Below are 25,766 nucleotides of genomic sequence, written 5' to 3'. Positions count from 1 at the left end.
CGGCTACAAGTCGTCGGGCAACAGCCGGAACGCCTTGTGCGGAGTCATGGGGCGCACGGCGCGAAAGTCACGACGGTCGAGGGTCAGGAGGGCGTCGGTGCGGTACTCCGCGGCCAGCACGACGTTCACCGCGTCGGCGAGGTCAAGGTCCAGATCGGCATGGCGCCGCCGTACGGCGGATGCGGTCTCCAGGATCTCGGTGGAGACATCCGGGATCTGAAACCGCAGGCGGCGCGCGTTCGAGAGGATGAACGCGATGATCTGGAGCCGGGCCTCGGAACCGAAACGGACCTTGGCCATGTGGTCGACTTCGGCCAGCACGAGGGGAGAGATGACAACGGTTCCGGCCTCGCGGAGCACCCTCTGGCAGTCCGCGCTCTCAGCCGCGTTCCGGTCGGAGGCCGCCATGACGCCGGAGGTGTCGGCGACGACGATCACCTGTCGGCGGCTCTCTCGGCAATCACCGAGGTGACCTCGTCGCCGGCTACCGGCTCGCCGCTCCCCTCGAAGGTGGGCCAGTCCAGTGGCTCGTCCCATACCCGGTTCGCCATCGCCGCCAGATGGATCCCCTCGCGAATGATCTCCGCCTCGGCGATGCCCCGGCGCTTCGCGGCCTCCTTGATGAGAGCGAGGTCCTCAGGATCGGCATAGACGTTCGTTCTCTTCATCGACATGTACCAACGCTAACACACGTACATATCCTGGAACGCTAGGCGAGGGTGCGGGGGAGGCCGAAGTACGGCCCGACGGTCGTCTCGAAGTGCGTGATCGCGCACACCCGGTCGCCGGCGAGGCCGGCCACGAGGAGCCCCGTGAAGCGCAGCACACCGGTCACCGGATCGCGGACGTACTGGCCCCACGCCGGCTGGCCGTTCGCCCGGACCGGCTCCATCCGGACGATCCCTTGCCGGTGCGCGCCGATCGCGGTGAAGAACCGGTGGGCGGCCTCCGTCCCGCGGTACTCGAACGGCAGGGGGGGCATCCGCACCCACACGTCGTCGGTCATCAACGCGACGAGCGCCTGCACGTCGTGCCCGGTGAAGGCCGCGGCGAAGCGTTCGGCGAGCGCGCGCTCCTCCGGCCCGCCCGCGGGCGGCGGCGGGCGGTCGGCCGAGCGGGCGGCGTCCATCGTGGCCCGGGCGCGCTTGAGGGCGCTCGCCACGGCGTCCTCGGTCAGCCCGAGCAGATCGGCGGCCTCCCTGACCCGGTACCCGAGCACGTCGCGCAGCAGCAGGACCGCGCGCTGGTTCGGCGGCAGCAGTTGCACGGCGGTCACGAACGCCAGCGAGATCGCCTCGCGGGACTCGTACCGGGCCTCGGGCCCCGGCGCCTGGTCGGGCAGGCCGTCGAGCAGGAGATCGGGATAGGGCTGAAGCCACGGCGTGTCACCCAGGCGGGACGGCTCCGGCGGCGGGGCCGGGAGCGGGGTCGCGGCCATCGGCCGGCGCGCCGACGTCCGCAGCATGTTGAGGCACCGGTTGGTGGCGATGCGGTAGAGCCACGTGCGGACGGACGACCGCCCCTCGAACCCGCTCAGACCGGCCCAGGCCGACAGCAGCACATCCTGCAGCGCGTCCTCGGCGTCCTGCAGCGATCCGAGCATGCGGTAGCAGTGCACCTGCAGTTCGGCGCGGTGCGGTTCGACCAGCGCCGCGAACGCGTCGCGGTCGCCGGCCCGCGCCCGGTTGAGCAGTTCGGCCGACATGGGCGTCACCTCCGTTTTCATCGTCTCCCCGATACCGACACCGCCGGCCGCCGGAACAGGTCGCCCTGGGACCGCCCGGTTTCGGGCGGTCGCCCTGTCTGTCCGAGTGCAAGCCCGAACAGTCGGAACCGAACGGAGAACGACACCATGCCGATGTCGGAGAACAGCGTCGCCAACAGGACCGTCCTGGTGACCGGTGCCAACCGGGGCCTCGGACGCGCGCTGGTCGACGAGGCCCTGCGCAGAGGCGCCGCCCGCGTGTACGCCGGGACGCGGCAGCCGCTGGCGCACCCCGACGAACGTGTCACGACCCTGAACCTGGACGTGACCGACGAGGCGGGGATCCGGGCCGCCGCGAAGAGCGTCGACGCGCTCGACGTCCTGGTCAACAACGCCGGCCAGTCCGTCTACGACGACCTCGGCGATCCCGCGGTGCTCGAGAGGCACCTGGCGGTCAACCTCTTCGGCCCGTACGCCGTCACCCAGGCGTTCCTGCCGCAGGTGACCCAGGCGCGCGGCGCCGTCGTCAACGTGCTGTCGCTGGCGTCCCTCGCGTCCGTACCCGTCATGCCGGCGTACTCGATCTCCAAGGCCGCGGCGTTCTCGCTCACCCAGTCCCTGCGCGCGCTGCTCGCGCCGCGGGGTGTCCGGGTGCACGCCGTGCTGGCCGGTCCGCTGGACACCGACATGACCCGCGACCTCCCGATACCGAAGGCCGCTCCGGCCTCGGTCGCCCAGGCGATCTTCGACGGCGTGGACGCCGGGGAGGAGGAGATCTTTCCCGATCCCATGTCGGCGTCCCTCGCGCCGGGCTGGGCCGCGGGCGGGGTCAAGGCGCTGGAGCGTGAGAACGCCGCCCTGCTCGCGGCGTCGCGCTGACCCGGCAACCGCCGCTAGGCCTTATCCGCTGGCGCGCTCGCCCGTGATCAATAAGATCGTGATGACCTGACCATTCCAGGACATCCCAGCGGGGGCGAGCGATGTCGCGTACCAGCGTGAGCGGCGACGGGGGCACCGGCAACGACGACGGCGGCCCGGGTTTATCCCACGGGGATCGGCCCGGTCCGCCGCCTTTCGGCCCGGATGGCCTGACCGCCGACGACCCTGCCCAGGTGGGGCCGTACCGGCTGCTGCGCAGGCTGGGCCAGGGTGGGATGGGCGTCGTCTATCTGGCCGAGGCGCCCGACGGGACGCGCGTGGCGGTCAAGCTCCTCCACCCCGCGGTCGCGGCCGACCCCGGCTTCCGCCGCCGGTTCCGCCGGGAGGTGGAGGCGGCCAAGCGGGTCGCCCGCTTCTGCACGGCCGCCGTGCTCGACGCGGAGACGGACGGCGAGACCGCCTACCTCGTCACCGAGTACGTGCCCGGGCCGACCCTCCGGGAGGCCGTCCAGCGGGAGGGCCCGCTGCGCGGCTCCAGCCTGGACGGGCTCGCGGTCAGCGTCGCCGTCGCCCTTCAAGCCATCCACGCGGCCGGGATCATCCACCGCGACCTGAAGCCCGGCAACGTCCTGCTCTCCCCCGTCGGGCCCAAGGTGATCGACTTCGGCGTCGCCCACCTGGCGGACGTGGACGGCCAGACGAGCAGCGCTATCGTCGGCACGCCGTCGTTCATGTCGCCCGAGCAACTCTCGGGCGGCGCGCTCACGCCCGCATCGGACGTCTTCGCCTGGGCTGGCACGATCGCGTACGCGGGCACCGGCCGCGCGCCGTTCGGCGGTGAGTCCCTCCCCGTCGTGCTCCACCGGATCCTCAACGCGGCGCCGGACCTGTCGGGCCTCGACGGGCCGCTGCGCCGCCTGGTGGAACGCGCCCTCGCCAAGGACCCGGCCGAACGGCCGGCCGTGCAGGAGATCCTGGACGCCATCACCGGCTCGTCCCCGGTTCCGGAACCGCCGGTCGGCGGGAGAGACCGCCGCAGGCTGCTGGCCGGGGCCGCGGCCGGGGCGGCCGGGCTGGCGGTGATCGCGACGGTGGCCACGGTGGGGCTCTCCGGCGGCGACACGCACACCTCGGCGTCCGCGACCTCCTCGGCCGCCGTGGTCTCCGGGAGGCCCACGCCCACCGCCCCTGAGGCCTCCGGGGGGCCGGCACCGGCCGCGTCACCGGCCGCGTCGCCGGCTCCGGCGGGCGGGGGCGGCAACCCGCTGCGCGAGCCCGGCGTCCGGCTCGCGTACGCGCCGGATCCGGACGCGCGGCGGCAGGCGGACGTCTGGGACGCGCGGGGCAGGAAGGCCGACGCCGCATTAATGCGCGCCCTGGCCGCGGTGCCGCATCCCGTGAACCTGAACCTGCCGGCCGCCGAGGCCGGGCGCACGGTCGCGTCCACCGTACGGCTGGCCACCGCCCATCACGCCGTTCCCGTGTTCGTGACCGATCACGTCCCGATGAAGGACTGCTCCCAATGGGGGGAGCCGGACGAGCGGTCCTACCGTGCCTGGATCGACCGGGTGGCGAAAGGCATCGGGCAGGCGCGGGCGGTGGTCGTGCTGGAACCGAACAGCCTGACCAGACTTCCCGGCTCGGACAGTTGTTCGTCGGGGGGCGAGGCGGGCGCGGCCGAGCGCTACCGCGAGCTCGGCTACGCGGTGGACCGTCTGAAGAGGCTTCCGCGCACGGCCGTGTACCTCGACGGCGGCATCGAGGGCTGGCCCAGCCTCGTCGAGATCGCCGGCAGGCTTGTGAAGGCCGGGGTGAAGCGAGCCGACGGCTTCTACCTGAACGCCGCGGACTACCAGGAGACCGACGGGCTTCTCCGGTACGGCGAGAGCCTCTCCCGTTGCCTCTATCTGAAGATGGACAATGCCGGGAGCGCCTGCACCGGCGCCGAACTGGACGCCGTACCGGCCGGTGCGCCCCTGACCCACTTCGTCGTCGACACCAGCCGCAACGGCAAGGGCGGCTGGACCCCGCCCCAGGGGAAGTACGCCGACCCGCAGATCTGGTGCAACCCCCCGGGCCGCGGCATCGGCCCCCGCCCCACTACCGACACCGGCAGTGACCTGGCCGACGCGTTCCTGTGGCTCCGCTCCCCCGAGCAGTCCAACGGCCAGTGCACCCGGGGCGGCCACGGCCTCGAGGACCCCGTCTACCACCAGGTCGACCCGATCGGCGGCACCTGGTGGTCGGTGCTCGCCCTCGACCGCGCCCGCAACGCCGTCCCCCCACTGCGCTGAATCTTCCTTCGGATGTCCGGACTTCAAGCCCACGCCGAGCCGGCCTCCTTCCCGCGCCCAGCTGTCAAGGGCCCGCGAGGACATGCGCTGGGCGTCCCTGTGCCATCTATCGGGCTGGGAGATCAGGACCGCGATGGTCGCAGGCAGCGGAGGGCGTGAGATACCACTGACACGGCCGGAAAGCTGGACTAAGCTAACTTAGCTAAGGGGGTCGGCATGTCTGAGGGCGCTTCCGAGCAGTACAACATCCACGAGGCGAAGACGAACCTGTCGCGCATCATCGAGCGGGTCGAGCACGGCGAAGAGATCGTGATCAGCCGCGCCGGACGCCCCGTTGCCAAGGTCATTCCGTTCCCCACGAAGGTGAACCGGCACGGCAGAGGCTCCTTGAAAGGAGTGCTCCGTCTCGCTGACGACTGGGACTCGCCTGAGGTCAACGATGCGATCGCTGACGAGTTCGGCTTGATGCCGTGAGAATTCTCCTCGACACACACGTCGTCCTGTGGTGGTTGAGCGACGATCCCACGCTCGCCAACGAGATCAAGAGCATGATCGACGAGGAGCCGGATGTCTTCGTCAGCCCCGCCACCTTGTGGGAGGTGGCTATCAAGCAGAGCATCGGCAAGCTCGCGGCACCCGATGACCTGGTAGAACGCATACGCGACAGCGAATTTCGGGAGTTGCCCGTCCGATTCGACCATGCCATCGAAGCGGGAAGGCTCCCTCTCCTCCACCGCGACCCCTTCGATCGCCTACTCGTCGCGCAGGCCCGTTGCGAGGGGCTCTCCCTGGTCACCAGGGACGGTCACATTCCCAAGTACGACGTCCCCGTAATTACGGCCTGAAACCGTTCCCGGCGCGTCAGCCGTGCAGCATGGGTATAACCCCGGGCTTCGGACTGTGTCCGTCGCGAGGCGAAGTGATCAAAGGTTCCCAACCGGGGCCATCTAGCGACTGGAGCAGGTAAGGGACCTGCTTCACACGCGCGGGCTGGACCCCCAGCTGTCCAATGGACAGTGCACCTGGACGCTCCGGTCCAGAGAATCCCGTCTGCCACTGAGCGACTTAATGTGATCAAGAGTGCGCATCTTCTCTTCCCTAGCGGTGAGGCGTTGGCCAGAATGCCGCCATGGCGAAGGTCAGAGAGTTCTTCGAAGACAAGAAGGCTTCGGTCTCGCATCCCACAGTGGTGGACTGCGGATATCAGGTGGTTCATACGAGTGAGGGCGTATTTCTCCAGCTCAGCACCTACGGGTCGGACCATCGACAGACTCAGAAGAAGACTAGTCAGACCCTTCAACTGGACCGTGAGCACGCCGCTCAGCTCCTCCAGATACTTACCGCCGCCTTCCCCAACCTCCAAGGGAGCGTGCCGGAGGAGGCCCCTTAGCCTGCGGCTCCCAGCGTTCTCCCAGCCCTGTTCAGACTGATCGGCATGTCACGCATGATCTCGAAGATTCTTGACATCCAGCGATGGGACGCCCGTCTCTTTCGGAACCCGTCCACAGACGGCGCGCGAGGCAGATGCAGCGCGCACGGCAAAGACTCGTGCAGCCGTCCGGCCACCGCCTACGTCGCTCTGTCGGACGCAAGAACGGAACGCAAGGAGTGGGGTGCCTGCGACGAGTGGCTCTCTAGCAATGCGGCCGCGGTTGAATTCCTGACCGCGCATCCCCTGGACTGAAGGGACGATCCGCGCCGTTGACAGCCGGTGGCGTAGCGGTTTGCCGTTCGCCGCGCCTTCCGCCGTGGCGCAGCCGGGTCTGAGATGCGGACGCTCCGCCCTCTGCCGATGCCGCACGCGGTCCGGCTCAACTTGCGCTCGATATAAGTGCACTTCCAAGAACTGCGGTTCTTAGAAGTGCGCTTATAACGACCAAGGGGCGAGTCAGTCCATGGGACTGAAGTGCCGGAGGACTTGGGGGTTGGCCATGGCGTCGGGGTTGGCGGCCTCCTCTACGGGCGTGCCGAGCAGGATCTTCCGTACGGGGACCTCGAGCTTCTTGCCGGACAGCGTCCGGGGGATGCCGGGCACCTCGTGGATCTCGTCGGGGACGTGACGCGGCGACAGCTCGGTGCGGAGGGCGGTCCGGAGACGGGCGATGAGGTCGTCGGTGAGGGTGGCTCCCTCGGCCATGGTGACGTAGAGCAGCAGTCTGCCCTCCTGCCCCAGGCGGCCCGTGTCGATGACGAGGCTGTCGGCGATCTCGTCGTAGCGCTCGACCACACGGTAGAACTCGCTCGTGCCCATGCGGACGCCGCCGCGGTTGAGCGTGGAGTCCGACCGGCCGTAGATGACGCAGCCGCCGTCCGGGAGGATTTTGATCCAGTCGCCGTGGCGCCACACCCCCGGATAGTCGGCGAAGTACGACTCGCGGTAGCGGTCGCCGGAGGGGTCGTTCCAGAACATGACCGGCATGGACGGCATGGGCTGGGTCACCACCAGTTCGCCCACCTCATCGATGACGGGACGGCCCGAGGGGTCGTACGACTCGACCTTGGCGCCCAGGCACCGGCACGGGATCACGCCGGCGCGGATGGGCAGCAGCGGGACGGCGCCGACGAAGCCGGTGCAGACGTCGGTGCCGCCGGAGAACGACCCGAGTTGCACGTCGGGCCGCACGTCGGAGTACACCCAGGCGAAACCCTCGGGCGGCAGCGGGGAGCCGGTCGAGCCGATGCCGCGCAGCCGGTCGAGGCCCTCCGGCTTCACCCCGGCCTTGAGCGACGCCATGATGTACGGCGCGCCGGTGCCGAAGTAGGTGACGCCCTCCTCGGCCGCCAGGCGCCACAGGGCGTCGGTCGCGGGATGGGCGGCGCTGCCGTCGTACAGCAGCACGGTCGCGCCCACCAGAAGGCCGCCGATGAGGTAGTTCCACATCATCCAGCCCGTGGTGGTGTACCAGAAGAACACATCCCCCTGGCCGAGGTCCTGGTGGAAGGACAGCGACTTGAGGTGCTCCAGGACGATGCCGCCGTGCCCGTGGACGATCGGCTTCGGCAGGCCGGTGGTCCCGGACGAGTACAGCACCCACAGCGGATGGCCGAACGGCACCCGCTCGAACTCCAGGGGCGCGGTCTCGGCACGCAGGTCGTCCCAGCTCAGCGCGGTCTCGGGGACGTCGAGGCCGATGGTGGGGATCCAGACCGTCGCCTTGAGCGTGGGCAGCTTTGCGGCGATCTCACGCACCACGTCCGACCGGTCGAACCGCTTGCCGCCGTACCGGTAGCCGTCCACGGCGACGAGCACCGTGGGCTCGATCTGCGCGAACCGGTCGGTCACGCTCGGCGCGCCGAAGTCCGGCGAGCAGGACGACCACACGGCCCCCAGCGAGGCCGTGGCCAGGAAGGCGATGAGGGCCTCGGGGACGTTCGGGACGTAGGCCGCCACCCGGTCGCCGCGTCCGACGCCCAGCCGGACCAGGCCGGCCCGCACCCGCGCGACCTCCTCGCGGAGCTCGCCAAGTGAGTACTGCCAGCGCCCGCCCGACTCGTTGCGGAAGATCACCGCGGTACGGCCGGGGTGGCCCCGCAGGGCGTTCTCCGCGTAGTTGAGCGTCGACCCGGCGAACCATTCGACGCCGGGCATCGTCCCACTGATGACGGGCCCGTCACCACGCTCACCGACGACGTCGAAGTAGTCCCATATGGAGGTCCAGAAGTCGGCCGGAGACTCGACCGACCACGTCCACACGTCCTGGTAGTCCCCTGTGCGCCCGAGCCACTGCGTGTAGCGGGTCACCCGGGCGTCCCGGACGACCTCGGCGGCGGGCTCCCAGAGAAGAGCGCCTTCGTCGACCATGTGCCCATCTTTTCGGGCGACGGCCTCTATGTCACCCTCGCGGCCCACACAGAAAGGACCTGTCATATGTGGGCCGTCGTCCGCGCCCTGAGGTGGTCGATCGCGATCCGGGCCGCCGAGCCGACGGCGGCGTCGGCCCGCGGCTGGTTCTGGGCGGTGCCGTGCGACCGGGTGAAGACGGCGACGGCGTACCGGCCGCCGTCGGGGTACTCGACGACGCCGACCTCGTTGCGCAGCGTGGCGAGCGTGCCGGTCTTGCCGCTTACCGCCACGTCGTCGAACGGGAAGCCGGACGACAGCCGGTGCGGCCACACCTGCAGACCCATCAGCCGGCGGATCGCGGCGCACGAGCCGGGCGAGGCGGCCTCGTCGCGCCAGATCATGCCGAGGAGCCGGGTCATCTCCCGGGGCGTGCCGCGGTTGGTGTGGGCGGGCGACAGCACCCGCAGCCGCGCGACGACGGCGGGGTCGGTGGACGCCTCGGCGAGCGCCGCCATGTCGGACACCCCCGCGTCGGCGAGCATACGGGCGAACAGGCCGCGGCAGTCGTGCTCCACCCGGGTGCCGGGGAGGCCGAGCCCGGCCAGCATCGCGTTGACCGCGCCGAGGCCGACCCGCGCGAGCACCGCGTCGGCCGCGGTGTTGTCGCTGACGGCCATCATGAGGTACGCGAGGTCGCGCAGGGACAGGACGGCGCCGTCGAGCATGGCCGACAGCCCGGTGGGACCCGGCGTCCGGTCCTCGGCGGGCACACGGACCCGCTCGGCGAGGTCGAGGAGCCCGAGGTCGGCCTGGCGGTGGAGTTCCACCACCAGCGGCACCTTGAAGACGGACGCGAGCACCACGGGCTCGTCCGCACCGACGGCCACCTCCGCGCCGCCGTCGATGTCGGCCACGTGCAGCCGGCCCGAGACGCCGGCCGAGCGGAACACCTGCTCGATCGCGTTCATGCCAGGAACCCCGTCGCAGGCCGGGGTGCCACCCGCCGGGCCGGTGCCGCCGCGTCGTCCGCCATCCCGGCGTCCTCCCGCAGCACCCGCACCGCCACGGCGGTGAAGTCGCCGACGTGGGGCCCCGGCTCGCCGCGCCAGGCCGTCGAGCACCGCCAGGCGATCGGCGCCCCGGCCAGGGGACGCCAGACCGTGCCGGGGACGCCGGCGGGCGGCCCGAGGGCCACCGCCGTCCCGGACAGCACGAGCCCGAGCGCGAACCCGGCGTTCGCGGCCGGGCTGACCTCGACGGGCGCGAACCCGTGGCGGCGGCAGGTGGCGAGTGTCTCGTCGTGCAGGCCCGGCTCCGACTCGCGGGGGAACAGCACCAGCGCGCGGCCGGCCAGGTCGGCCAGGTGGACGGCCGACCAGGACGCCAGCTCGTCGCCCTCGGGCAGCAGGACGCCGGGGTGCTGCACCAGGACCGGCCCGAAGCCCAGCCCGGAGGCCGTCACGGGGTGGCGGAGCACGCCGACGTCGAGACCGCCGTCCAGCAGCGCGGCCGCCTGGGCGGCGGTGCCCATCTCGGCCAGCGAGAGCCGTACGCCGGGGCACCGGGCGCGGAAGCCGGCGATGAGGGCGGCGAGGACCGCGCCGCCGAGGTCGGACGGGACGGCGGCGCGCACGGTGGTCCCGGCGCCGTCCGCCGCTCCCCCGACCAGGTCGCGCAGCCGCTCCACGCGCAGGACGATCTCCCGGGCCTCCGGCAGCAGCAGCCGTCCCGCCTCGGTGAGCGCCACCTGGCGGCTCGACCGGTCGAAGAGGCGGACGCCGAGTTCCTCCTCCAGCCGCTTGACGCGCTGGCTGAGCGGCGGCTGCGCCATTCCCAGTCGGGCCGCGGCGTTGCCGAAGTGCAGTTCCTCCGCGACCGCGACGAAGTACGCGAGGTGCCGGACAAGGTCCATGAGCAGGAACGATATCCGAAGGCGAAACATGGCGAGCACGATATCCGTATTGGACATACCCGCCCGGCCTCTGGTCCCCTGATACGCGCATCAGGGGACAAGGGGGACATATGCGAGAGCAGACGAGGTACAGGGCCCGGCAGCGCCGGTGGCCGTACGTGACGTCGGGCGTGCTCGTGCCGGTGACGGCCGCGGCGGTGACGATCTGGGCGCTGCGCACACAGGGCTCGCCCGAGGAGACGGCGCGGAGCTTCCTCGCCGCGTGGTCGCGCTCGGACTACGCGGCGATGCGCGGGCTCACGGCGGACCCGCCGCGCGACTTCGAGAGCAGGTACCGGCAGTTCCGCGACGACCTCGACCTGTCGTCGCTGCGCCTCCGGGTGACGGGGACGACGGGTGCCGGTGAGGACACCGTGCGGTTCCACGCCACGCTGAGCGGCCCGGTGAGCTTCTCCTACGACGGCAGGCTGCGCCTCGTCGAGCGCGACCGGGCCTGGCGGGTGGCCTGGACACCGGCCGCCATCCACCCGCAGCTCGCCGCGGGAAGGCGGCTGCGGCTCACCCTGCAGCGGACGGAGCGGGCTCCCGTCACCGCGGCCGACGGCACCCGGATCGACACCCCGGACGCCCCCGGCTCGGTGCAGCAGGTCGTCGGGGAGCTGCAGAAGCAGTACCGCGACCGGCTCACCGGCACCTCGTCCGCCCGGGTGGACCTGGTGAACGCCGACGGCACCGCGGTCACGACGGTCGCCACGGGCCACGCCTCCCCCGGGACGCCGCTGCGGACCACGATCGACCTGCGGGTCCACCGGGCCGGCGCCCAGGCGCTGGAGGGCGTCGACAAGCCCGCCTCGCTGGTCGCGCTGCGCCCCTCCACCGGCGAGGTGCTGGCCGTGGTGAACAAGCCGGGCGGGTACGACCGCGCCCTCCTCGGCGCCTACCCGCCCGGGTCCACCTTCAAGATCGTCACCGCGTCCGCGCTCGTCGCGGGCGGCGTGACGCCCGGCCAGACCGTGTCCTGCCCCGCGCGGAAGACGATCGGCGGCTTCCCGTTCCACAACGCCGAGCTGCACGACTACGGCACGCTCCGGTTCGTCGACGCGTTCGCGCACTCGTGCAACACGACGTTCGGGGCGATGGCCGTGGACCGGCTCGGCGCGGAGCGGCTGGCCGCGGTGGCCGCCGGCTTCGGGTTCGGCGCGCGGATCCGGATCGGCGTGCCCGCCGTGGACGCCGCCTTCCCCGTGCCGCGCGACGACACCGACCTCGCGTCGGCCGCGATCGGGCAGGGGCGGGTGCTGGCCAGCCCGCTGAACATGGCGGCGGTCGCGGCGGCCATCGCCGCGGGCACCTGGCGTCAGCCGCGGCTGGTGCCGGCGTCGCTCGTCCCTGGCGGCGGCTCGGCCCCGCGTCCGCTGGAGCCCGCGGTGGTGTCCGCCCTGCGACGGCTCATGCCCGCCGTGGTGAGCGAGGGCACCGCGAGCGGCGTCTCCTTCCCCGCCGGTACGGCGGGCAAGACGGGCACGGCCGAGTACGGCTCGGGCGACGAGCCGCCCACGCACTCGTGGTTCATCGGCTACCGGGGCGACCTGGCGTTCGCCGTCATCGTCGAGGGCGGCGGCACGGGAGCCGCCGTCGCGGCCCCCGCGGCCGCCCGCTTCCTCGCCGCGTTGTGAGCCCGCCGCCGGCCTCACCGACCGGCGGGCGCTCGGACGCCGGTCGCCTGAACGGCGGCCCGCGGCGAGACGGCCCGCGCGAGGAGGAACGCCGCCACCGACCCCGTCGCCGCGACGAGCGCCAGCCAGAGGGCCGTCGTGGCCATGGCGTGCGGCCGAGGCGGGTCGGCCAAGGCCAGGAACATGGTGCCGAAGACGGCCACCCCGGTGAGCTGCCCCAGCTGCATCGTGGTGGTGAGCAGTCCGCTGGCGTCCGCGGCCCGCGACCTCGGCACGTGGACCAGGGCGTGGGTGAGCAGGCTGACCGCCAGTCCGAGCCCGGTGCCGTAGGCCAGGAGAGCGGCCGGCATCAGGGGGCCGCCCTCGGCCGACGACGCGAGGGCCAGCGTGCCGGCCACGTTCAGGGTCACTCCCGTCAGCGGGAGCAGCGGATGTGTCCGGGCGGGCAGCTTGCGCCAGAAGAAGCTCGCCAAGCCGAACGTGGCGGCCATCGGCAGGAAGGTGAGGCTCGCCCGCAGAGCGCTCTCCCCCAGGGCGCCCTGCAGGTGCAGCGCGAACGTGAAGAGGAACCCGCCGTAGGCGACCATCAGGGTGAACAGCGTGGTGAGCCCGGAGGGCATGCCGACGGCGTGCAGCACGTCCAGGTTCAGAAGCGGATCCCCGCCCCGCGCGGCCACGCGCCGTTCCATAAGGACGAAGGCGACGGCGAGCACGGCGCCGACGGCGATCGACGCGAACGTCCAGGCGGGCCAGCCCTCCTCCCGGCCGAGCACGAGCGGGAGCACGATCAGCACCGTGGCGGGCAGCGCGAGCGCCAGCCCCGCGAGGTCGAGCCGGCCGGCGCCGCCCTCGCCGTCCGCCAGTACCAGGCGGGGCACCAGAGCCGACAGCGCGATCCCGATGGGCACGTTGACCAGGAACACCGGCCGCCAACCGGCGCCGAACAGGTCGGCGCTCACCAAGACACCCCCGAGGGCGAGCCCGGCGACGGACCCGGCCGACAGCACCGCCGCGTACGCGCTCAGCGCGGTGGCCCTGGCCTTGCCGGTGAACCGCGTCTGGATGACGCTGATGATCTGCGGGACCATGACCGCCGCCGCGGCTCCCTGGACGACCCTGAAGGCGATCAGCATCGGGGCGCCGGTGGCGAGACCGCACAACAGCGAGGCGGCCGTGAAGCCCAGCACGCCCAGGGCGTACATGCGGCGCCTGCCGTACATCTCCCCCAGCCGTGCGCCGGTGATGAGCAGCATCGCGTACGCGATGATGTAGCCGCCGAGGACCAGTTGCAGGGCGGCCCCTGACGCGTGCAGGTCGGCCCCGATCGCCGGCATCGCCACGTTGACGATGTAGAGATCGAGCAGGCCCATGAACTGGCCGAACAGGAGGGCCAGCAGCATCGGCCAGGGTTTGCCGGGCGCCACGCGGCCCTCGGGCCGGACGGCGTGATCGAGTGTCATCGGATGCGCTTCCTTTCGCGGGAGACGCCGGTATCTACCGGCGGCCCGCCGAGAACTCATCGGTGACCGATGAGTTCGGGACTCCGCCCGGTACTTCCTGCGTGCCTGGCGCTCCTCGGAAGGGTTCGACGAGGGGCGGGCGTCCCCCCGCACGTGGCTCTACCGCATCGCCACGAACGCCTGCCTCACCGCGCTGGAGCAACGGGGACGCCGGGCGCTGCCGTCCGGTCTGAGCGGGCCCGGCAAGGAACCCGAGGAGGGACCGCGGCACCGGCGCCCGGAGGTCACATGGCTGCAGCCCGTTCCCGACGCGTTGGTGGACCCCATCGAGTGGGTCTGCTCCGCCCGAGGACCCTGGCGGATGCGGCACACACGGGCCAACGGCCAACCGGCCCTGGCGGCCTACGTCGATTCCGGCGACGGCGTGCCACGGGCGCATTCCCTGCACGTGTTCACCGTCACCGGCTCCGGCATCGCCAGGAACGTGGTGTTCGGCGACCCGTCGCTGTTCCCCGTGTTCTCCCTGGCGCCGGTCCACACCGCGGAGGACGTGTGAACCGGGTCCCTAGCCCGCGGCGCGGTCGGCGGGGGCGGTGAGGCGGGCGACCGCGGCGACGACCTCGGACGGGTTGGACAGGTCGGGCAGCACGATGTCGGCCCCGGCCTCATGGAGCTCGGCGGCCGTGGACCGGCCGGAGGCCACGGCCACCATGGCCGCGCCGCCGATCCTCGCGGCCTGCACGTCGCGGGTGGAGTCGCCGACCAGCACGGTGGTGCCCGCCGTGAAGACCGAGCCGTACTTCGCCTTGGCCCGCCCCTGGGCGACCTGCAGCAAGGTCGCCTTGGGGTAGACCTCCTCGCCGTACCCGCCGACCTCGAAGTCGACCCACCGGTCGAGCCCGAACGCGGTGAGCTTGTGCACGGCGTTGCTCTTGATCGTGCCCGTGAGCACCGACTGCACGACGCCGTCGAGCCTGGACACGGCCTTGAGCGCGTCCTTGGCGCCCGGCATCGCCCGTCCCTCCTTGGCCAGGCGCCGGTGCTTGTCGCCGAACGACACGGCCAGCGCGTCGAGGAACTTCGGCAGGTGGTGGTCCTCCACCGCGATGCCGTTGATGGCCAGGGTCTCGAAGATGATCTCAGAGTCGGGGCGCCCCATGGCGGGGGCGAGCTTGACCAGCGGCCGCCCGGTCACCATCCGGAACGCGTCGGCGTAGGCGTCGCGGGTGACGATGGTGACGTCGACGAGCGTGAGGTCGACGTTCCAGAGAACGAGGCGGCTAATCGGGGCCTCCGAGGGGATGCGGCAGGGCTCGTGCCAAGGGTACGGCCACCGCCCGGCCCCCACGCCGTCCGATGCCGAGCGTGTAGGCGCATCTCCCCTTCAGGCAACCCCGCCGTCACGGGCGGGGGCCGGGGGCGGGGTCAGACCAGGTCGAGGGCGGCGGCGAGCGAGTCGACGACGGGGACGCCGACGAGGTCGAGGTCCGACCGCCTGGTCATGCCGCCGGCGTAGAGGATGGCCCGGGCGCCGACGTGGCGTGCGGCGTCGGCGTCGTCGACGCTGTCGCCGATGACCACCACCTTCGCCGGGTCGAGGTCGAGGGCCCGCAGGTGGGCGACCATGTGCTCGGCCTTGGTGCCGCCGGAGGCGGAGCGGAGCCCGTCGACGCGCAGGAAGTGCCCCGAGATGCCGAAGTCGCCGACCTTGCCGACGAGCCGGTCGTGACCCCACATGGACAGCAGCGACTGCGAGCGGCCGGACTCCTCCCAGGCGCGCAGGCTGGAGACGGCCCCCTCGGCGAGCTGGCAGGCCTCCATCAGCCGGTGGTAGTGCTCGTGGAAGCCCCGGTCGAGGACCTCCCACTCGCCCTCCCGCAGCGAGCGGCCGAGCATTCGCTCGTAGGCCACCCAGATGGGCCGCGTGTAGACCTCGCGGAATCCGTCGACGTCGTACGGACCGAGGCCGTACGGCTGGAAGAGCTCGTTGGTCGCGCCGATGACCGCGTCGATGTCGTGGAAGAGCGTCCCGTTCCAGTCCCAGATGATGTGTGTCATATCGCCCCTGAGCATAAACGTGCCCTGTGACAAAACCGTGAACACGGCGGGTCAGGTGAGGAGATCGGAAATCTCCTGTGTCGCGTACCACATGAGCTCGTGGTCCTCCGCGCCGTCGACCGTGAACTGGGCGTCGTCGTCGCCCTCGTCGGCGGCGGGCAGCGCCTCGATCGCCGCCTCGACGTCGTCCACGGCGTCCTCGTCGTCCACGTGGACGGAGGCCAGCAGCGCCAGGGGGACCGCCTCCTGCACCCGCACCCGCGCGCGCTCCTCCAGGTCGGTGCCCACCTTGACCGTCCCGTCCGGCACCTCGGCGGCGATCACGACGCGGCGGGCGGCCGCCTTCACCCCGTCCGCGCGGTCGGCGGCCAGCATGCGCAGGGAGGCGCGGGCGGCCTCGGTCAGCGCGACGTACTCCAGCTCCTCGGTGTCGCCCGAGACGTACCATTCGATCAACGCGGGCGTCACCGCGTATCCGGTCAGCGGGGCCGGTCCCAGCTCGCCCGAGGCGACCACGCGGGCCAGCCCGGGGAGCGTGCACGGCAGGTACACGCGCATGCGTTCCTCGAATCGTTCGTTCCGGTCGGTTCCGGGTGCGGCGGTCGGCGCCGGCGGCTCTGCCCACCGCGTCCGGGTGCGCGCGGTCCGCGCCGCGGCCGCCGTCGTCCGCGGACCAGCTTACGGCGGGGGACGCAGGGCGCCGGAGGGGCCGTCCGCCGGGCGTGTCACGGGAGCCGCCCGGAAGGGCAGGCCGAACAGCCGCTCCATCTCGGCGATCGTGGCCCCGGGGTCGAGGTGGTGGATGCCGACGAGGCCGAGCGTCCGGGCCGCCAGGATGTTGGCCTCGATGTCGTCGATGAACACGCACTGAGCGGGGTCGAGGGCGATCAGGCCGAGCGCGTGGCGGAAGATGCGCTCCTCGGGCTTGCGCATGCCGACCTCGCCCGAGATGACCACCGCGTCGAACAGGACGTCCCAGCCGTCGCGCGGGTAGCTGTTGCCCCAGGAGTTCGACAGCAGGCACGTGGACAGCCCGGCCGCGCGGGCCAGGCGGAGCATCTCGTTCATCTCCTCGACCGGCCGGAAGCCGGTGAACATCCGCTCCAGCAGGCCGTCGGCCTCCGGGGGCTCCCCGTCGAGGGTGCGCAGCCGGGTCGCCAACCGGCGTTCGAACTCGGCCACCGGCAGCTCGCCCCGCTCCAGCGCGTGGATCGGGTTCTCCCCCGGCGCGAGGCCGCCCTCGTACGCGTGGACGACCAGCTCGCCCATGACCTCCCGGTAGTGCCCGGGGTCGATCCGATCGGCCTCGATCCACTCCTGGACGGCCTCCCGCAGACCTGTCGTCAGGACCCCGCCCCAGTCGATCAGGACTCCCTTGTACACCGCACCTCCCGCCGGACGTCCCTCAAATATAGGCCGATCCCGGCGGCCGGCAGGGGGCAGGTCAGCTCCGGGCGAGCGGCAGCGACCGCGCCCGGACGGCGCCGGCCGCCGCCACCCGCTTGGCCACCTTGAGGTGCTCGGGCGACCGCAGCGCGCCCGGGTCGGTCTCCGGCGGATCGGCCATGCCGCGCTCCTGCTTCAGCGTGAGGATCCGCAGCACCGACTGGTCGAGCCGCTTCTCGGAGATGCGGCCGGATCTCACCGCCTTGAGCACCGAGTCGTACGCCGTGGGCAGGTCGGGCGGCATGAGCAGCAGGTCGGCCCCCGCGAGGACGGCCCGCACGGGCACCTCCGCGTCGCCGTACTTCTTCCGCACGCCCGCCATGTCGAGCGCGTCGGTGCTGATGACGCCGTCGAAGCCGAGCTCGTCGCGCAGCAGCCCGGTGAGGATGCGGCGGGACAGCGTGGCCGGGTCGCCCGACGGGTCGAGCTCGGGCATGACGACGTGCGCCGACATGATCGCGTCCACGCCGTGCGCGATGGCGGCCTTGAACGGCGGCGCGTCCAGCTTGCGCCACTGCGCCATCGAGTGCCTGATCACCGGCAGCCCCGTGTGGCTGTCGACGGAGGTGTCGCCGTGGCCGGGGAAGTGCTTGGCCACCGACGCGACGCCCGCCTCGTGGAACCCCTCCACCGCCGCGCCCACCATCGTCGAGACCCGCTTCGGGTCCGCCCCGTACGCCCGAGGGCCGATGACGGGGTTGCGCGGGTTGACGTTCACGTCCGCGACGGGCGCGAAGTCGAGCGCGATGCCGAGGTCCTTCAGCTCCTCGCCGGTCACCCGGGCGGCGTCGCGGGCGTTGTCCGGGTCGCCGGTCGCGCCGATGGCCATCGCGCCCGGCAGCTTGGTGACCAGCGGCGACAGGCGCGAGACGATGCCGTTCTCCTGGTCGACGCCGATCAGCAGGGGCGTGCGGGACGACGCCTCGCGCAGGCCGGTGGTGAGGGCGGCCACCTGCTTCGCGCTGGACACGTTGCCCGCCCAGGGGAACAGGATGACGCCGCCGGGCCGGTACTTCTCGATCACCTCGGCCGGGGTCGCCACGCCGTACCTGGCCCGGTTCTCCTTGCTGCCGGAGTCGGCGTGCGAGCCGTACACGACGGTGACGAACAGCTGGCCGACCTTGTCCTCCAGGCTCATCCGCGCGAGCGCGTCGCGCGCGTTCCACCCGGGGGCGGCCGTACGGCTCGGGCTCGGGGACGGGGACGCCGCGGGCGCGGGGCTCGCCGTCGAGGCGCGCACGGCCGGAGGCGTGATAGCGGGGCGGGCGGCGGCCCCGGTGCCGGCCGAGCATCCCGTCACGAGAAGCACGGCCAGCCCGAGAGCACCTCGTCGCAGTCCTGACACGCCTTTCACCGTAACCGGGCCGGGCGGGTGGAAACCCCCGAACCCTCCGACCCGGTTCCGCACCGCCCGCGGCCGCGCCCCCTCATCGGTGCGGGCGGCCGGGGCGGGCGGCCGGGGCGTCAGAGGGCGAGAGCGGCCAGACCGGGCAGCTCCGCCCGCGCGGCGGCCTTGGCGGCGGCCGCCGAGGTCGCCGTACGGGCCGCCGCGGCGGCCGCCCGGCACTGGTCGAGCGTGTGCCGGCCCAGGGCGGCCCGCACCCACGGCAGGGCGGGGGCGCCCATCGACAGCGAGGTCACGCCCATGCCCACCAGCACGCACGCGAGCACCGGGTCGGCGGCGGCCTCGCCGCACACCCCGCAGCCCTTGCTCTCCGCCGTGGCGGCCGTCGCCGCCAGCGCGATGAGGTCGAGGACGGCCGGGTGCCACGGGTCCTGCAGCCCCGCGACCGCGCTGACCTGCCGGTCGGCCGCCAGCGCGTACTGGGTGAGGTCGTTGGTGCCGATCGAGAAGAAGTCGACGGCCCGGATGAGGTCGGCCGCCCGCAGCGCCGCCGAGGGCACCTCGATCATGATGCCCGGGCTGTCGAGCCCCGCCGTACGGCAGGCCGTCGCGAACCACTCGGCCTCCTCGACGGTCGCCACCATCGGGGCCATGACCTGCACCTTCGCGGACGTCCCCGCGGCGGCCCGGGCCAGCGCGCCCAGCTGGACGGCCATGATCTCGGGGTAGCGGCGGAACATCCGCACCCCGCGCTCGCCGAGCGCCGGGTTGGGCTCCTCCTCCGGAGGCGGCAGGAACGCGAGCGGCTTGTCGGCCCCGGCGTCGAGCGTCCTGACGACCACGCGGCCCTCGGGGAACGCCTCGAACACCGGCCGGTAGGCCGCCTCCTGCTCCTCGCCGGTCGGGGCGGTCTCGCGGTCCAGGAAGAGGAACTCGGTGCGGTACAGGCCCACGCCCTCGGCGCCGTTCGCCAGTGCCGACTCCAGGTCGCGCGGGCCGCCGATGTTCGCGAGCAGCGGCACGGCGTGGCCGTCCGCGGTCCGGCCAGGACCGGTGGCGGCCGAGAGCACGGCGCGGCGGGCCTCGTCGGCCTGGCGGGCCTGGGCGACCTCGTCGTCCGACGGCGACAGCCGTACGGTGCCGGCGGCGCCGTCGACCAGCACCGGCGTGCCGGAGGCGACGGAGGTGGCGCCGGCGCAGCCCACGACGGCGGGCACGCCCATCGCGCGGGCGAGAATAGCCGTGTGGCTGGTCGGCCCGCCCTGCTCGGTCACGAAGGCGGCCACGACCTCCTTCGACAGCAGCGCGGTGTCGGCCGGCGCGAGGTCCTTGGCGATCAGCACGAACGGCCGGTCGGCCGTCGCCGGCACGCCCGGCATCGGAAGCCCGGTGAGCAGCGCGATCGTGCGGTCGCGGATGTCGTCGAGGTCGGCCACGCGCTCGCCCAGGTATCCCCCGGCCGCCGCGAGCAGGTCGCGGTACTTGCCGAAGGCCTCGAAGACGGCGCGGGCGGCGGCCACGCCCTGGTCGACGAGCGCGCCCACCTCGCCGGACAGGCCGGGGTCGCGGGCCATCATCGCCTGCGCGCCGAGGACCTCCTCGGCCTCCCCACCCGCGCGGGCGCCGCGCGCCTCCAGGTCGGCCGCGACCTCGTCCAGTGCTCGCTCGGCCCGGGCCCGCTCCGCGGCGGCGTCGCCGTCGTGGCGCGCCTCCTTGTCGGGCTCCGGGATGTCCCCCACCAGCACGTGCGCCGGCCCGTACCCCGCGCCCGGGCTCACGCCCGTCCCGGTGAGGGCCGCCTGCTCGCTCGCGCCCGGCCCGCTGACGGCCGCGCCCTGCCGGGTGGCGCTCGCGCCCGTCCCCGTGGAAGCCGCGCCCGCGTCCGGGGTCACGGCCGCCGCCTGCTCGGTCTCGTTCGCGCCGGGCCCCCGCCCCGCCGCCTCCTGTGCCTCCACCGCCGTCAGGAGGCCGAGGCGATCTGGGCGAGCTGGTCGAGCAGCTCCTCGGCGCCGTCGCCGTCCGCGCTGATGACGATCGACTCCCCCTGGCGGACGTCGAGCGCGAGGACCGACAGGATGCTCTTGGCGTTCACGGGCTGGCCGCCCGCCTTGGCGACCGTCACGTCGAACGGCGCCTTCGCCGCCGTCTGCACGAACGTCGCCGCCGGGCGGGCGTGCAGCCCGACCTCGGACGTGACGCTGACCTTGCGCTCGGCCACGGTGTCCTCCTCAATTACTGGTCTCAGTTGCTGGTCTAGACCAGGTCCAGTTCTGTCAATGGCCACTCAATACCCGACATGTCGGGTACAACCAGGTCCGCGTGCGCCAGTTCCTCCGGCGCGTGTGTGGTGGCCACCGCCACGCACGTCATACCCGCGGCCTGGGCGGCCTCGATGCCCGCGAGCGAGTCCTCAAAGGCCACGCACCTCGCGGGCTCGACCCCGATCAGGGACGCGGCCATGAGGTAACCGGACGGGTCCGGCTTGCCGACGGCCACGTCCTCGCCGGACACGATGGTCCGGACCAGGTCGCCGACCCCGATCTCGGCCAGCCGCTCCACCGCCCAGGCGCGGTGCGCCGAGGTGACCAGCGCGAGCGGCGAGCCCTTCTCGGCCACCCGGCGCACCAGGTCGGCCGCTCCGGGCACCGGCACGATGTCCGGCAGCCCGGGGTGGTCGGCGTACGACATGACCTCCTCCACCAGGGCCAGGACGTCCGCGCCGGGCATGATCTCGGGCAGGATGTCCCGGCCGCGGCGGCCCATGAACCGCCGCACGAGCGCCTCGTGGGGCTCGATGCCGTGGTTCTCCAGCAGCATCCGCCACATGGCCAGGCTGCGCCGCTCGGTGTTGATCAGGGTTCCGTCGAGGTCGAAGAGCGCCGCCTCCATCACGACCACTGGAAGAGCAGGTCACCGGCGTCCACGTCGCCCTGCACGACGTCGCCCACCGACTCGGCCGGCGCGTCGAGGGCCACGACCGGGCAGACCGGCGAGCGGCCGCCCGCCTCGACGGCCGCGGGGTTCCAGGCCACCACGGGCTGGCCCGCGGTGACGTGGTCGCCCTCCGCCGCGAGCAGCGTGAAGCCCTCGCCCTTGAGCTGCACCGTGTCGATGCCGAGGTGCACCAGCACGCCCCTGCCGTCGTCTCCCACGACCACGAACGCGTGCGGGTGCAGCTTGACGATCGTGCCGCTGATGGGGGCGATGGCGGTGCCCGGTTCGCGTCGGGGGTCGATCGCGGTCCCCGGGCCCACCATCGCCTGGGAGAACACCGGATCCGGCACCGCGGCCAGCCCGATGGCCGCCCCCGCGACCGGGGCGAGAACTGTCGTCAATGAAGCGCCCTTCCTGAGATCCCTGGCGAGCTCCACCAGAGGTCCGGCCGCGGCCGGCTGACCTGGTTCGGCCCGGTCAGCCGATGATGTCCTCGATGTCGCTGGCGATGGTGTCGGCCTCCGGGCCCACCACGACCTGGACGACGTTGCCCGCCGCCATCACGCCGTGGGCGCCGGCGGCCTTCAGGGCGGCCTGGTTCACCTTCGACGCGTCGTGCACCTCGGTGCGCAGCCGCGTGATGCACGGCTCGACCTCGATGATGTTGTCAGCGCCACCGAGCCCGGCGATGATCGCCTCGGCGTCTGCAGCCATGGGGTCCTCCATTCAGTCGGTCTGAGTGACCTTGTTCAGACCACGGGGGGCATCCGGGTCGATTCCGAGCCTGCGCGCCAGCGCCTCCGTGAGCAACTGCCCCGGGACGATGAGTCCCAGCGGAGCCACCCACTCGGGCAGGTCGGGGCCGTTCAGGGCGGCGGTGGACGCGGCGGCCAGTTGCGGCCCGCCGCCCACGCCGTAGGCGGAGGCGCCCGCGCCGGTCACCCGCTCGGCCAGCGCGACCGTGCCCGCCAGGGTCGGGCCCGCGCCCGCCGCGACCAGGACGGCCGGGGTGTCGGCGTCCACGACCGCGATCGGGCCGTGCAGCAGGTCGGCGTACGACAGGCCCATGGCGTGCAGGTAGCACGCCTCCTTGAGCTTGAGCGCGAGCTCCAGCGCGGTCGAGAAGGCCAGCCCGCGGCCGGACACCACGACGCCGGGCTTGTCGGCGAGGCCCTCGACGACCGCCTCCAGGTCGCCGGGGTCGGAGATCAGCTTGTCCACCGCGTCGGGCACCCGCCGCAGGTCGTCGCGGTCGACGTCGGCGCCCAGGCCGAGCGCGAGGACCGCGAGCGCGGCGAGCTGGGTGGTGTAGGTCTTGGTGGCCGGGACGGCCTTCTCCTCGCCGGCCAGCGTGCACAGGGCGAGGTCGGCGGCCCGGGCCAGCGGCGACTCCTCGCCGCCGTTGGTGATCGCGACGGTCCTCGCGCCGCAGTCACGCGCCCACTGGAGGGTCTCGACGATCTCCTCCGTACGGCCGGACTGGGACAGCCCGACCGCGAGCACGCCGTCGAGGTCGAGCCGGCGGCGGTAGGTCGTGGCGATCGAGGGGGCGGCCATCGAGGCCATCCGGCCCGCCCGCGCCTCGATCAGGTAGCGGCCGTAGACAGCGGCGTTGTCGGAGGTGCCACGGGCGATGAACAGCAGCTGACGGGTGTCGCGGGCCAGCGCCTCGACCTCGCCGGTCCGCGGCAGCAGGGCGTCAAGCGTGGCCCGGATGGCGGCGGGCTGCTCGGCGATCTCACCGCGCATTCGTGTCGTCATTCGTGGTCATCCTTGCTTGGCGAGATTTGTCCGTTATCGATCCGTCGCCGGCCCATACATTGACACACATTTCCCGGCTGTGGTCTAGTCCGGACTAGACCAGTACGAACCATAACTTATTCCGTTGATCAGAAGCGAGAGGGGGGATCAGTGGCCCAGATCGATCCGGACAGCCCGGTGCCGAAGTATTTCCAGCTCCGGGAGATCCTGCTCGACCTCATCGAGAACAACGAGCTGCCGATCGGCGCGGCGATCCCCTCGGAACGCGAGCTCAGCCAGCGGTTCGACCTGTCCCGTATGACGGTACGGCAGGCCGTGGACCACCTGGTGTCGGAGGGCCGGCTGCACCGGGTCCCCGGCAAGGGCACGTTCGTGGCGCGGCCGAAGATCGAGCTGGCGCTGCAGCTCACCTCCTTCACCGACGACATGCGGGCGCGCGGCATGGAGCCGGGCTCCCGCGACCTGGACCGGCGAGTGGTCCGGGCCAGTGCCCACCTCGCACGGCAGCTGGGGATCCCTCCGGGCGACGCCGTGCACTTCATCGAGCGGCTCCGCACAGCGGACGGGGAACCGCTGAGCATCGAGCGCGCCCACATCCCGGTCGTGCTCGCGCCCGATCTCGATGCCTACGATCTGACCGGCCGATCCCTGTACGCCCTGCTCGAGTCCCGTTACGGACTGGTGCTGGACGCCGGGGAGCTCACCATCGACGGCGGTGTCGCGGATCCCGGCGACGCCGACCTGCTCAAGCTGCCCCGGGGTGGGGCCGTGCTGCTGCTGCAGCGCCGGTCCTTCGCCGCCGGGGTGTGCGCGGAATTCGGGGTCTCCACCTATCGCGCCGACCGCTACCAGTTACGGACTCTCCTCGAGATCCCGACAAGACGCGTGTAGCGACCTCCTCCCCGCTCTCCCCCACCCATGGAGGAACACCAATGAGTTCCACGTCCGCCGACGCGGGCCTGCCCGCCGCACCCGCGAACCAGAACGCGTTCATGGCCGTGCTGTCCCGTATCGGCCGTTCTCTTATGCTCCCGATCGCGGCCCTGCCCGCCGCGGCCATCCTGCTCCGCCTCGGTCAGGACGACCTCCTCGGCCGTACGGACATCGTGTGGCTCGACAAGGTCGCCCAGATCATCGGCGGCGCGGGCGGCGCGCTGTTCGACGCGCTGCCGCTGCTGTTCGCGGTCGGCGTGGCGGTCGGCTTCGCCCGTCGCGCGGACGGCTCGACCGCCCTGGCCGCCGTCGTCGGCTACCTCGTCTGGGACCGGGTCACGCACCTGATGTTCTTCGACGCCTCGGCCGACTCCGCCGTGCACAAGAAGGTGGTCCAGAGCATCGCGGGGGCGGACGGCAAGCCGGCGGAGGCGCTCAACCTCGCCTCGGCGAACCCCACAGGGGTGCTCGGCGGCATCCTGATCGGCCTCATCGCGGCCATCCTGTGGCAGCGGTACTACCGGGTGAAGCTGCCCGCCTGGCTCGCGTTCTTCGGCGGCCGCCGCTTCGTGCCGATCATCACCGCGCTCGCCGCGCTCGTCCTCGGCGTCGTGTTCGGCCTGGTCTGGCAGCCCATCGGTGAGGGCCTGACCAACTTCGGCGACTGGCTCGCCAGCAACTCCACGGTCGGCGCCGGCATCTACGGCGTGGTCAACCGCGCGCTCATCCCCTTCGGCCTCCACCACTTCGTCAACTCGATCGTGTGGTTCACCGTGCCGGAGTGCACCGTCGGCGCCACCCACGCCGCGGGCGACCTGAACTGCTACTTCGCCGGCCAGGACGGCGCGGGCGCGTTCATGGCGGGCTTCTTCCCGGTCATGATGTTCGGCCTGCCGGCCGCCGCGATCGCCATGTGGCGGGCCGCCCCGGCCCACCGTCGCCCCGCCGTCGGCGGCATCATGATCTCCGCGGCGCTGATCTCGTTCGTCACCGGCATCACCGAGCCGATCGAGTTCGCGTTCATCTTCGTGGCTCCGGTGCTGTTCGTCGTCCACGCGCTGCTCACCGGCGTCTCCATGGCTCTGGTGGCGGCCCTCGACGGGCGGCTCGGCTTCGGGTTCTCCGCCGGCGCGATCGACGCCGGTCTGAACGCGACGAAGGACAACACGCACAACTTCTGGCTGATCATGTTGATCGGCGTCATCTACTTCTTCGTCTACTACTTCATCTTCACCTTCCTGATCAAGAAGCTGAACATCATGACGCCGGGCCGCGAGCCGGAGCCGGACGTCGACGCCGGGGAGTCGGCCGAGGCGGCGCGGACCCGCGCCTGACGCGCTCTACCGAGCAAGTGGGGGCGCCCGGTGATCCCGGGCGCCCCCTCGCTTTTTCGGCCGCCGGTAATCGCCCGGCGCCGCGACGGAAACGAACGGAAACACGACCGGGGAACACGCCAACCGCCGGAGATCTTCAGCCGGAAATCGCGTCGAATCGACCACCGGAACGGCAAAGTTGGCGGTCGCGGTATCAACTCCGCTGACCGGAATCTCTATTACGTGTCAGGTTTTCGATCTCACGA

General features: G+C 72.3%; 27 protein-coding genes and 1 pseudogene. 10 read left to right on the top strand and 18 right to left on the bottom strand.

Going from position 1 to position 25,766, the window contains the following annotated elements:
* Positions 1 to 3 precede the first annotated feature (3 nt).
* From Mco01_RS32755 to Mco01_RS32745, 3 genes are read right to left on the bottom strand one after another with little or no spacing between them, the layout of a single operon-like run.
* Positions 4 to 438: a PIN domain-containing protein gene (locus tag Mco01_RS32755; RefSeq protein ID WP_204060704.1), complete on the bottom strand. Its 435-nt coding sequence runs from the start codon at positions 436 to 438 to the stop codon at positions 4 to 6.
* Positions 435 to 674 (bottom strand): ribbon-helix-helix domain-containing protein, encoded by a 240-nt coding sequence (locus tag Mco01_RS32750; protein WP_204060703.1) that lies wholly within the window; start codon positions 672 to 674, stop codon positions 435 to 437. The genes Mco01_RS32755 and Mco01_RS32750 overlap by 4 nt, the downstream gene beginning before the upstream one ends.
* Before the next feature lie 35 nt (positions 675 to 709).
* On the bottom strand, positions 710 to 1,726 hold the full coding sequence (locus Mco01_RS32745; RefSeq protein ID WP_239104084.1) for an RNA polymerase subunit sigma-70: 1,017 nt from the start codon (positions 1,724 to 1,726) through the stop codon (positions 710 to 712).
* Positions 1,727 to 1,852: 126 nt separating this feature from the next.
* Between Mco01_RS32745 and Mco01_RS32740 the strand changes: the two genes are divergently transcribed.
* The 5 genes from Mco01_RS32740 to Mco01_RS32720 all read left to right on the top strand — a co-directional run bounded on the left by Mco01_RS32740 (position 1,853) and on the right by Mco01_RS32720 (position 6,268).
* Positions 1,853 to 2,584, top strand: a complete 732-nt coding sequence (locus Mco01_RS32740; protein ID WP_204060702.1) for an SDR family NAD(P)-dependent oxidoreductase — start codon at positions 1,853 to 1,855, stop codon at positions 2,582 to 2,584.
* Between the two features lie 101 nt (positions 2,585 to 2,685).
* Positions 2,686 to 4,878, top strand: coding sequence for a glycoside hydrolase family 6 protein (locus Mco01_RS32735; RefSeq protein WP_204060701.1), 2,193 nt, complete (start codon positions 2,686 to 2,688; stop codon positions 4,876 to 4,878).
* A gap of 216 nt (positions 4,879 to 5,094) precedes the next feature.
* Entirely contained in the window at positions 5,095 to 5,352 is a 258-nt protein-coding gene (locus Mco01_RS32730) for a type II toxin-antitoxin system Phd/YefM family antitoxin (RefSeq protein ID WP_204060700.1), read from the top strand.
* A complete protein-coding gene (locus Mco01_RS32725; RefSeq protein WP_204060699.1) occupies positions 5,349 to 5,723 on the top strand; it encodes a type II toxin-antitoxin system VapC family toxin in 375 nt (124 codons plus the stop codon). Before Mco01_RS32730 ends, Mco01_RS32725 begins: the two co-directional genes overlap by 4 nt.
* 284 nt (positions 5,724 to 6,007) lie before the next feature.
* A complete protein-coding gene (locus tag Mco01_RS32720) occupies positions 6,008 to 6,268 on the top strand; it encodes a hypothetical protein (protein ID WP_204060698.1) in 261 nt (86 codons plus the stop codon).
* A 498-nt stretch (positions 6,269 to 6,766) separates the two neighbouring features.
* Here Mco01_RS32720 and Mco01_RS32715 read toward each other — a convergent pair whose 3' ends face one another.
* The 3 genes from Mco01_RS32715 to Mco01_RS32705 form a co-directional block, all read right to left on the bottom strand.
* Positions 6,767 to 8,680 (bottom strand): acetoacetate--CoA ligase, encoded by a 1,914-nt coding sequence (locus Mco01_RS32715; RefSeq protein ID WP_204060697.1) that lies wholly within the window; start codon positions 8,678 to 8,680, stop codon positions 6,767 to 6,769.
* 62 nt (positions 8,681 to 8,742) lie between these two features.
* Positions 8,743 to 9,630, bottom strand: a complete 888-nt coding sequence (locus Mco01_RS32710) for a serine hydrolase (protein WP_204060696.1) — start codon at positions 9,628 to 9,630, stop codon at positions 8,743 to 8,745.
* Positions 9,627 to 10,574: a LysR family transcriptional regulator gene (locus tag Mco01_RS32705; protein WP_204060695.1), complete on the bottom strand. Its 948-nt coding sequence runs from the start codon at positions 10,572 to 10,574 to the stop codon at positions 9,627 to 9,629. The genes Mco01_RS32710 and Mco01_RS32705 overlap by 4 nt, the downstream gene beginning before the upstream one ends.
* Before the next feature lie 110 nt (positions 10,575 to 10,684).
* Between Mco01_RS32705 and Mco01_RS32700 the strand changes: the two genes are divergently transcribed.
* Positions 10,685 to 12,250, top strand: coding sequence for a penicillin-binding transpeptidase domain-containing protein (locus tag Mco01_RS32700; protein ID WP_204060694.1), 1,566 nt, complete (start codon positions 10,685 to 10,687; stop codon positions 12,248 to 12,250).
* Positions 12,251 to 12,264: 14 nt separating this feature from the next.
* Here the strand turns inward: Mco01_RS32700 and Mco01_RS32695 are convergent, their stop codons facing one another.
* Complete coding sequence (locus Mco01_RS32695) at positions 12,265 to 13,710, bottom strand: MFS transporter (RefSeq protein ID WP_204060693.1); 1,446 nt, start codon at positions 13,708 to 13,710, stop codon at positions 12,265 to 12,267.
* Between the two features lie 97 nt (positions 13,711 to 13,807).
* Here Mco01_RS32695 and Mco01_RS40485 point away from each other — a divergent pair.
* Positions 13,808 to 13,912: pseudogene (locus tag Mco01_RS40485) on the top strand (sigma factor); the annotation flags it as partial.
* Positions 13,913 to 14,071: 159 nt separating this feature from the next.
* Positions 14,072 to 14,266 (top strand): hypothetical protein, encoded by a 195-nt coding sequence (locus tag Mco01_RS39410; RefSeq protein WP_239104083.1) that lies wholly within the window; start codon positions 14,072 to 14,074, stop codon positions 14,264 to 14,266.
* Positions 14,267 to 14,275: 9 nt separating this feature from the next.
* On the opposite strand, the gene Mco01_RS32685 is transcribed toward Mco01_RS39410, so the two are convergent.
* The 11 genes from Mco01_RS32685 to Mco01_RS32635 all read right to left on the bottom strand — a co-directional run bounded on the left by Mco01_RS32685 (position 14,276) and on the right by Mco01_RS32635 (position 23,254).
* A complete protein-coding gene (locus Mco01_RS32685; RefSeq protein WP_204060720.1) occupies positions 14,276 to 14,995 on the bottom strand; it encodes an HAD family hydrolase in 720 nt (239 codons plus the stop codon).
* Between the two features lie 140 nt (positions 14,996 to 15,135).
* Complete coding sequence (locus Mco01_RS32680) at positions 15,136 to 15,768, bottom strand: HAD family hydrolase (protein ID WP_204060692.1); 633 nt, start codon at positions 15,766 to 15,768, stop codon at positions 15,136 to 15,138.
* Positions 15,769 to 15,819: 51 nt separating this feature from the next.
* Positions 15,820 to 16,326 (bottom strand): DUF6912 family protein, encoded by a 507-nt coding sequence (locus tag Mco01_RS32675; RefSeq protein WP_204060691.1) that lies wholly within the window; start codon positions 16,324 to 16,326, stop codon positions 15,820 to 15,822.
* Positions 16,327 to 16,446: 120 nt separating this feature from the next.
* Positions 16,447 to 17,151: an HAD family hydrolase gene (locus Mco01_RS32670; protein WP_204060690.1), complete on the bottom strand. Its 705-nt coding sequence runs from the start codon at positions 17,149 to 17,151 to the stop codon at positions 16,447 to 16,449.
* Between the two features lie 61 nt (positions 17,152 to 17,212).
* The gene (locus tag Mco01_RS32665; RefSeq protein ID WP_239104082.1) at positions 17,213 to 18,559 is read right to left on the bottom strand and encodes a glycoside hydrolase family 3 protein; all 1,347 of its coding nucleotides are present in this window, start codon (positions 18,557 to 18,559) and stop codon (positions 17,213 to 17,215) included.
* Between the two features lie 119 nt (positions 18,560 to 18,678).
* Positions 18,679 to 20,514 carry a phosphoenolpyruvate--protein phosphotransferase gene (ptsP, locus tag Mco01_RS32660; RefSeq protein ID WP_275410644.1) on the bottom strand — a complete coding sequence of 612 codons (1,836 nt, stop codon included), beginning with the start codon at positions 20,512 to 20,514 and terminating at the stop codon, positions 18,679 to 18,681.
* 5 nt (positions 20,515 to 20,519) lie between these two features.
* Positions 20,520 to 20,777 carry an HPr family phosphocarrier protein gene (locus Mco01_RS32655; RefSeq protein WP_204060689.1) on the bottom strand — a complete coding sequence of 86 codons (258 nt, stop codon included), beginning with the start codon at positions 20,775 to 20,777 and terminating at the stop codon, positions 20,520 to 20,522.
* A 35-nt stretch (positions 20,778 to 20,812) separates the two neighbouring features.
* Positions 20,813 to 21,448: an HAD family hydrolase gene (locus Mco01_RS32650; protein ID WP_204060688.1), complete on the bottom strand. Its 636-nt coding sequence runs from the start codon at positions 21,446 to 21,448 to the stop codon at positions 20,813 to 20,815.
* Positions 21,448 to 21,894 (bottom strand): PTS sugar transporter subunit IIA, encoded by a 447-nt coding sequence (locus tag Mco01_RS32645; RefSeq protein ID WP_204060687.1) that lies wholly within the window; start codon positions 21,892 to 21,894, stop codon positions 21,448 to 21,450. Before Mco01_RS32645 ends, Mco01_RS32650 begins: the two co-directional genes overlap by 1 nt.
* A 76-nt stretch (positions 21,895 to 21,970) precedes the next feature.
* On the bottom strand, positions 21,971 to 22,207 hold the full coding sequence (locus Mco01_RS32640) for a PTS sugar transporter subunit IIB (RefSeq protein ID WP_036329147.1): 237 nt from the start codon (positions 22,205 to 22,207) through the stop codon (positions 21,971 to 21,973).
* 12 nt (positions 22,208 to 22,219) lie between these two features.
* Positions 22,220 to 23,254: an SIS domain-containing protein gene (locus Mco01_RS32635; RefSeq protein WP_204060686.1), complete on the bottom strand. Its 1,035-nt coding sequence runs from the start codon at positions 23,252 to 23,254 to the stop codon at positions 22,220 to 22,222.
* 150 nt (positions 23,255 to 23,404) lie between these two features.
* Here Mco01_RS32635 and Mco01_RS32630 point away from each other — a divergent pair, with 150 nt between their 5' ends.
* Both Mco01_RS32630 and Mco01_RS32625 read left to right on the top strand, forming a co-directional pair.
* Positions 23,405 to 24,145: a GntR family transcriptional regulator gene (locus Mco01_RS32630; RefSeq protein ID WP_204060685.1), complete on the top strand. Its 741-nt coding sequence runs from the start codon at positions 23,405 to 23,407 to the stop codon at positions 24,143 to 24,145.
* A gap of 41 nt (positions 24,146 to 24,186) precedes the next feature.
* On the top strand, positions 24,187 to 25,521 hold the full coding sequence (locus Mco01_RS32625) for a PTS transporter subunit EIIC (protein ID WP_204060684.1): 1,335 nt from the start codon (positions 24,187 to 24,189) through the stop codon (positions 25,519 to 25,521).
* The last annotated feature ends 245 nt before the right edge of the window (positions 25,522 to 25,766 follow it).

The sequence above is a fragment of the Microbispora corallina genome (assembly GCF_016863035.1).
Classification (GTDB): domain Bacteria; phylum Actinomycetota; class Actinomycetes; order Streptosporangiales; family Streptosporangiaceae; genus Microbispora; species Microbispora corallina.
Note: the sequence above shows the minus strand (reverse complement) of the source record. Positions and strands in the feature narration are given on the sequence as shown.

Excerpts from the sequence above, each read along its gene's own strand:
- Mco01_RS32715 (WP_204060697.1), bottom strand. The coding sequence starts at position 8,680 with ATGGTCGACGAAGGCGCTCTTCTCTGGGAGCCCGCCGCCGAGGTCGTC.
- Mco01_RS32680 (WP_204060692.1), bottom strand. The coding sequence starts at position 15,768 with ATGACACACATCATCTGGGACTGGAACGGGACGCTCTTCCACGACATC.
- Mco01_RS32710 (WP_204060696.1), bottom strand. The coding sequence starts at position 9,630 with ATGAACGCGATCGAGCAGGTGTTCCGCTCGGCCGGCGTCTCGGGCCGG.
- Mco01_RS32700 (WP_204060694.1), top strand. The coding sequence starts at position 10,685 with ATGCGAGAGCAGACGAGGTACAGGGCCCGGCAGCGCCGGTGGCCGTAC.
- Mco01_RS32640 (WP_036329147.1), bottom strand. The coding sequence starts at position 22,207 with ATGGCTGCAGACGCCGAGGCGATCATCGCCGGGCTCGGTGGCGCTGAC.
- Mco01_RS32745 (WP_239104084.1), bottom strand. The coding sequence starts at position 1,726 with ATGAAAACGGAGGTGACGCCCATGTCGGCCGAACTGCTCAACCGGGCG.
- Mco01_RS32720 (WP_204060698.1), top strand. The coding sequence starts at position 6,008 with ATGGCGAAGGTCAGAGAGTTCTTCGAAGACAAGAAGGCTTCGGTCTCG.
- Mco01_RS32635 (WP_204060686.1), bottom strand. The coding sequence starts at position 23,254 with ATGACGACACGAATGCGCGGTGAGATCGCCGAGCAGCCCGCCGCCATC.
- Mco01_RS39410 (WP_239104083.1), top strand. The coding sequence starts at position 14,072 with ATGCGGCACACACGGGCCAACGGCCAACCGGCCCTGGCGGCCTACGTC.
- Mco01_RS32695 (WP_204060693.1), bottom strand. The coding sequence starts at position 13,710 with ATGACACTCGATCACGCCGTCCGGCCCGAGGGCCGCGTGGCGCCCGGC.
- Mco01_RS32740 (WP_204060702.1), top strand. The coding sequence starts at position 1,853 with ATGCCGATGTCGGAGAACAGCGTCGCCAACAGGACCGTCCTGGTGACC.
- Mco01_RS32735 (WP_204060701.1), top strand. The coding sequence starts at position 2,686 with ATGTCGCGTACCAGCGTGAGCGGCGACGGGGGCACCGGCAACGACGAC.
- Mco01_RS32730 (WP_204060700.1), top strand. The coding sequence starts at position 5,095 with ATGTCTGAGGGCGCTTCCGAGCAGTACAACATCCACGAGGCGAAGACG.
- Mco01_RS32650 (WP_204060688.1), bottom strand. The coding sequence starts at position 21,448 with ATGGAGGCGGCGCTCTTCGACCTCGACGGAACCCTGATCAACACCGAG.
- Mco01_RS32705 (WP_204060695.1), bottom strand. The coding sequence starts at position 10,574 with ATGGACCTTGTCCGGCACCTCGCGTACTTCGTCGCGGTCGCGGAGGAA.
- Mco01_RS32625 (WP_204060684.1), top strand. The coding sequence starts at position 24,187 with ATGAGTTCCACGTCCGCCGACGCGGGCCTGCCCGCCGCACCCGCGAAC.
- Mco01_RS32750 (WP_204060703.1), bottom strand. The coding sequence starts at position 674 with ATGTCGATGAAGAGAACGAACGTCTATGCCGATCCTGAGGACCTCGCT.
- Mco01_RS32675 (WP_204060691.1), bottom strand. The coding sequence starts at position 16,326 with ATGCGCGTGTACCTGCCGTGCACGCTCCCCGGGCTGGCCCGCGTGGTC.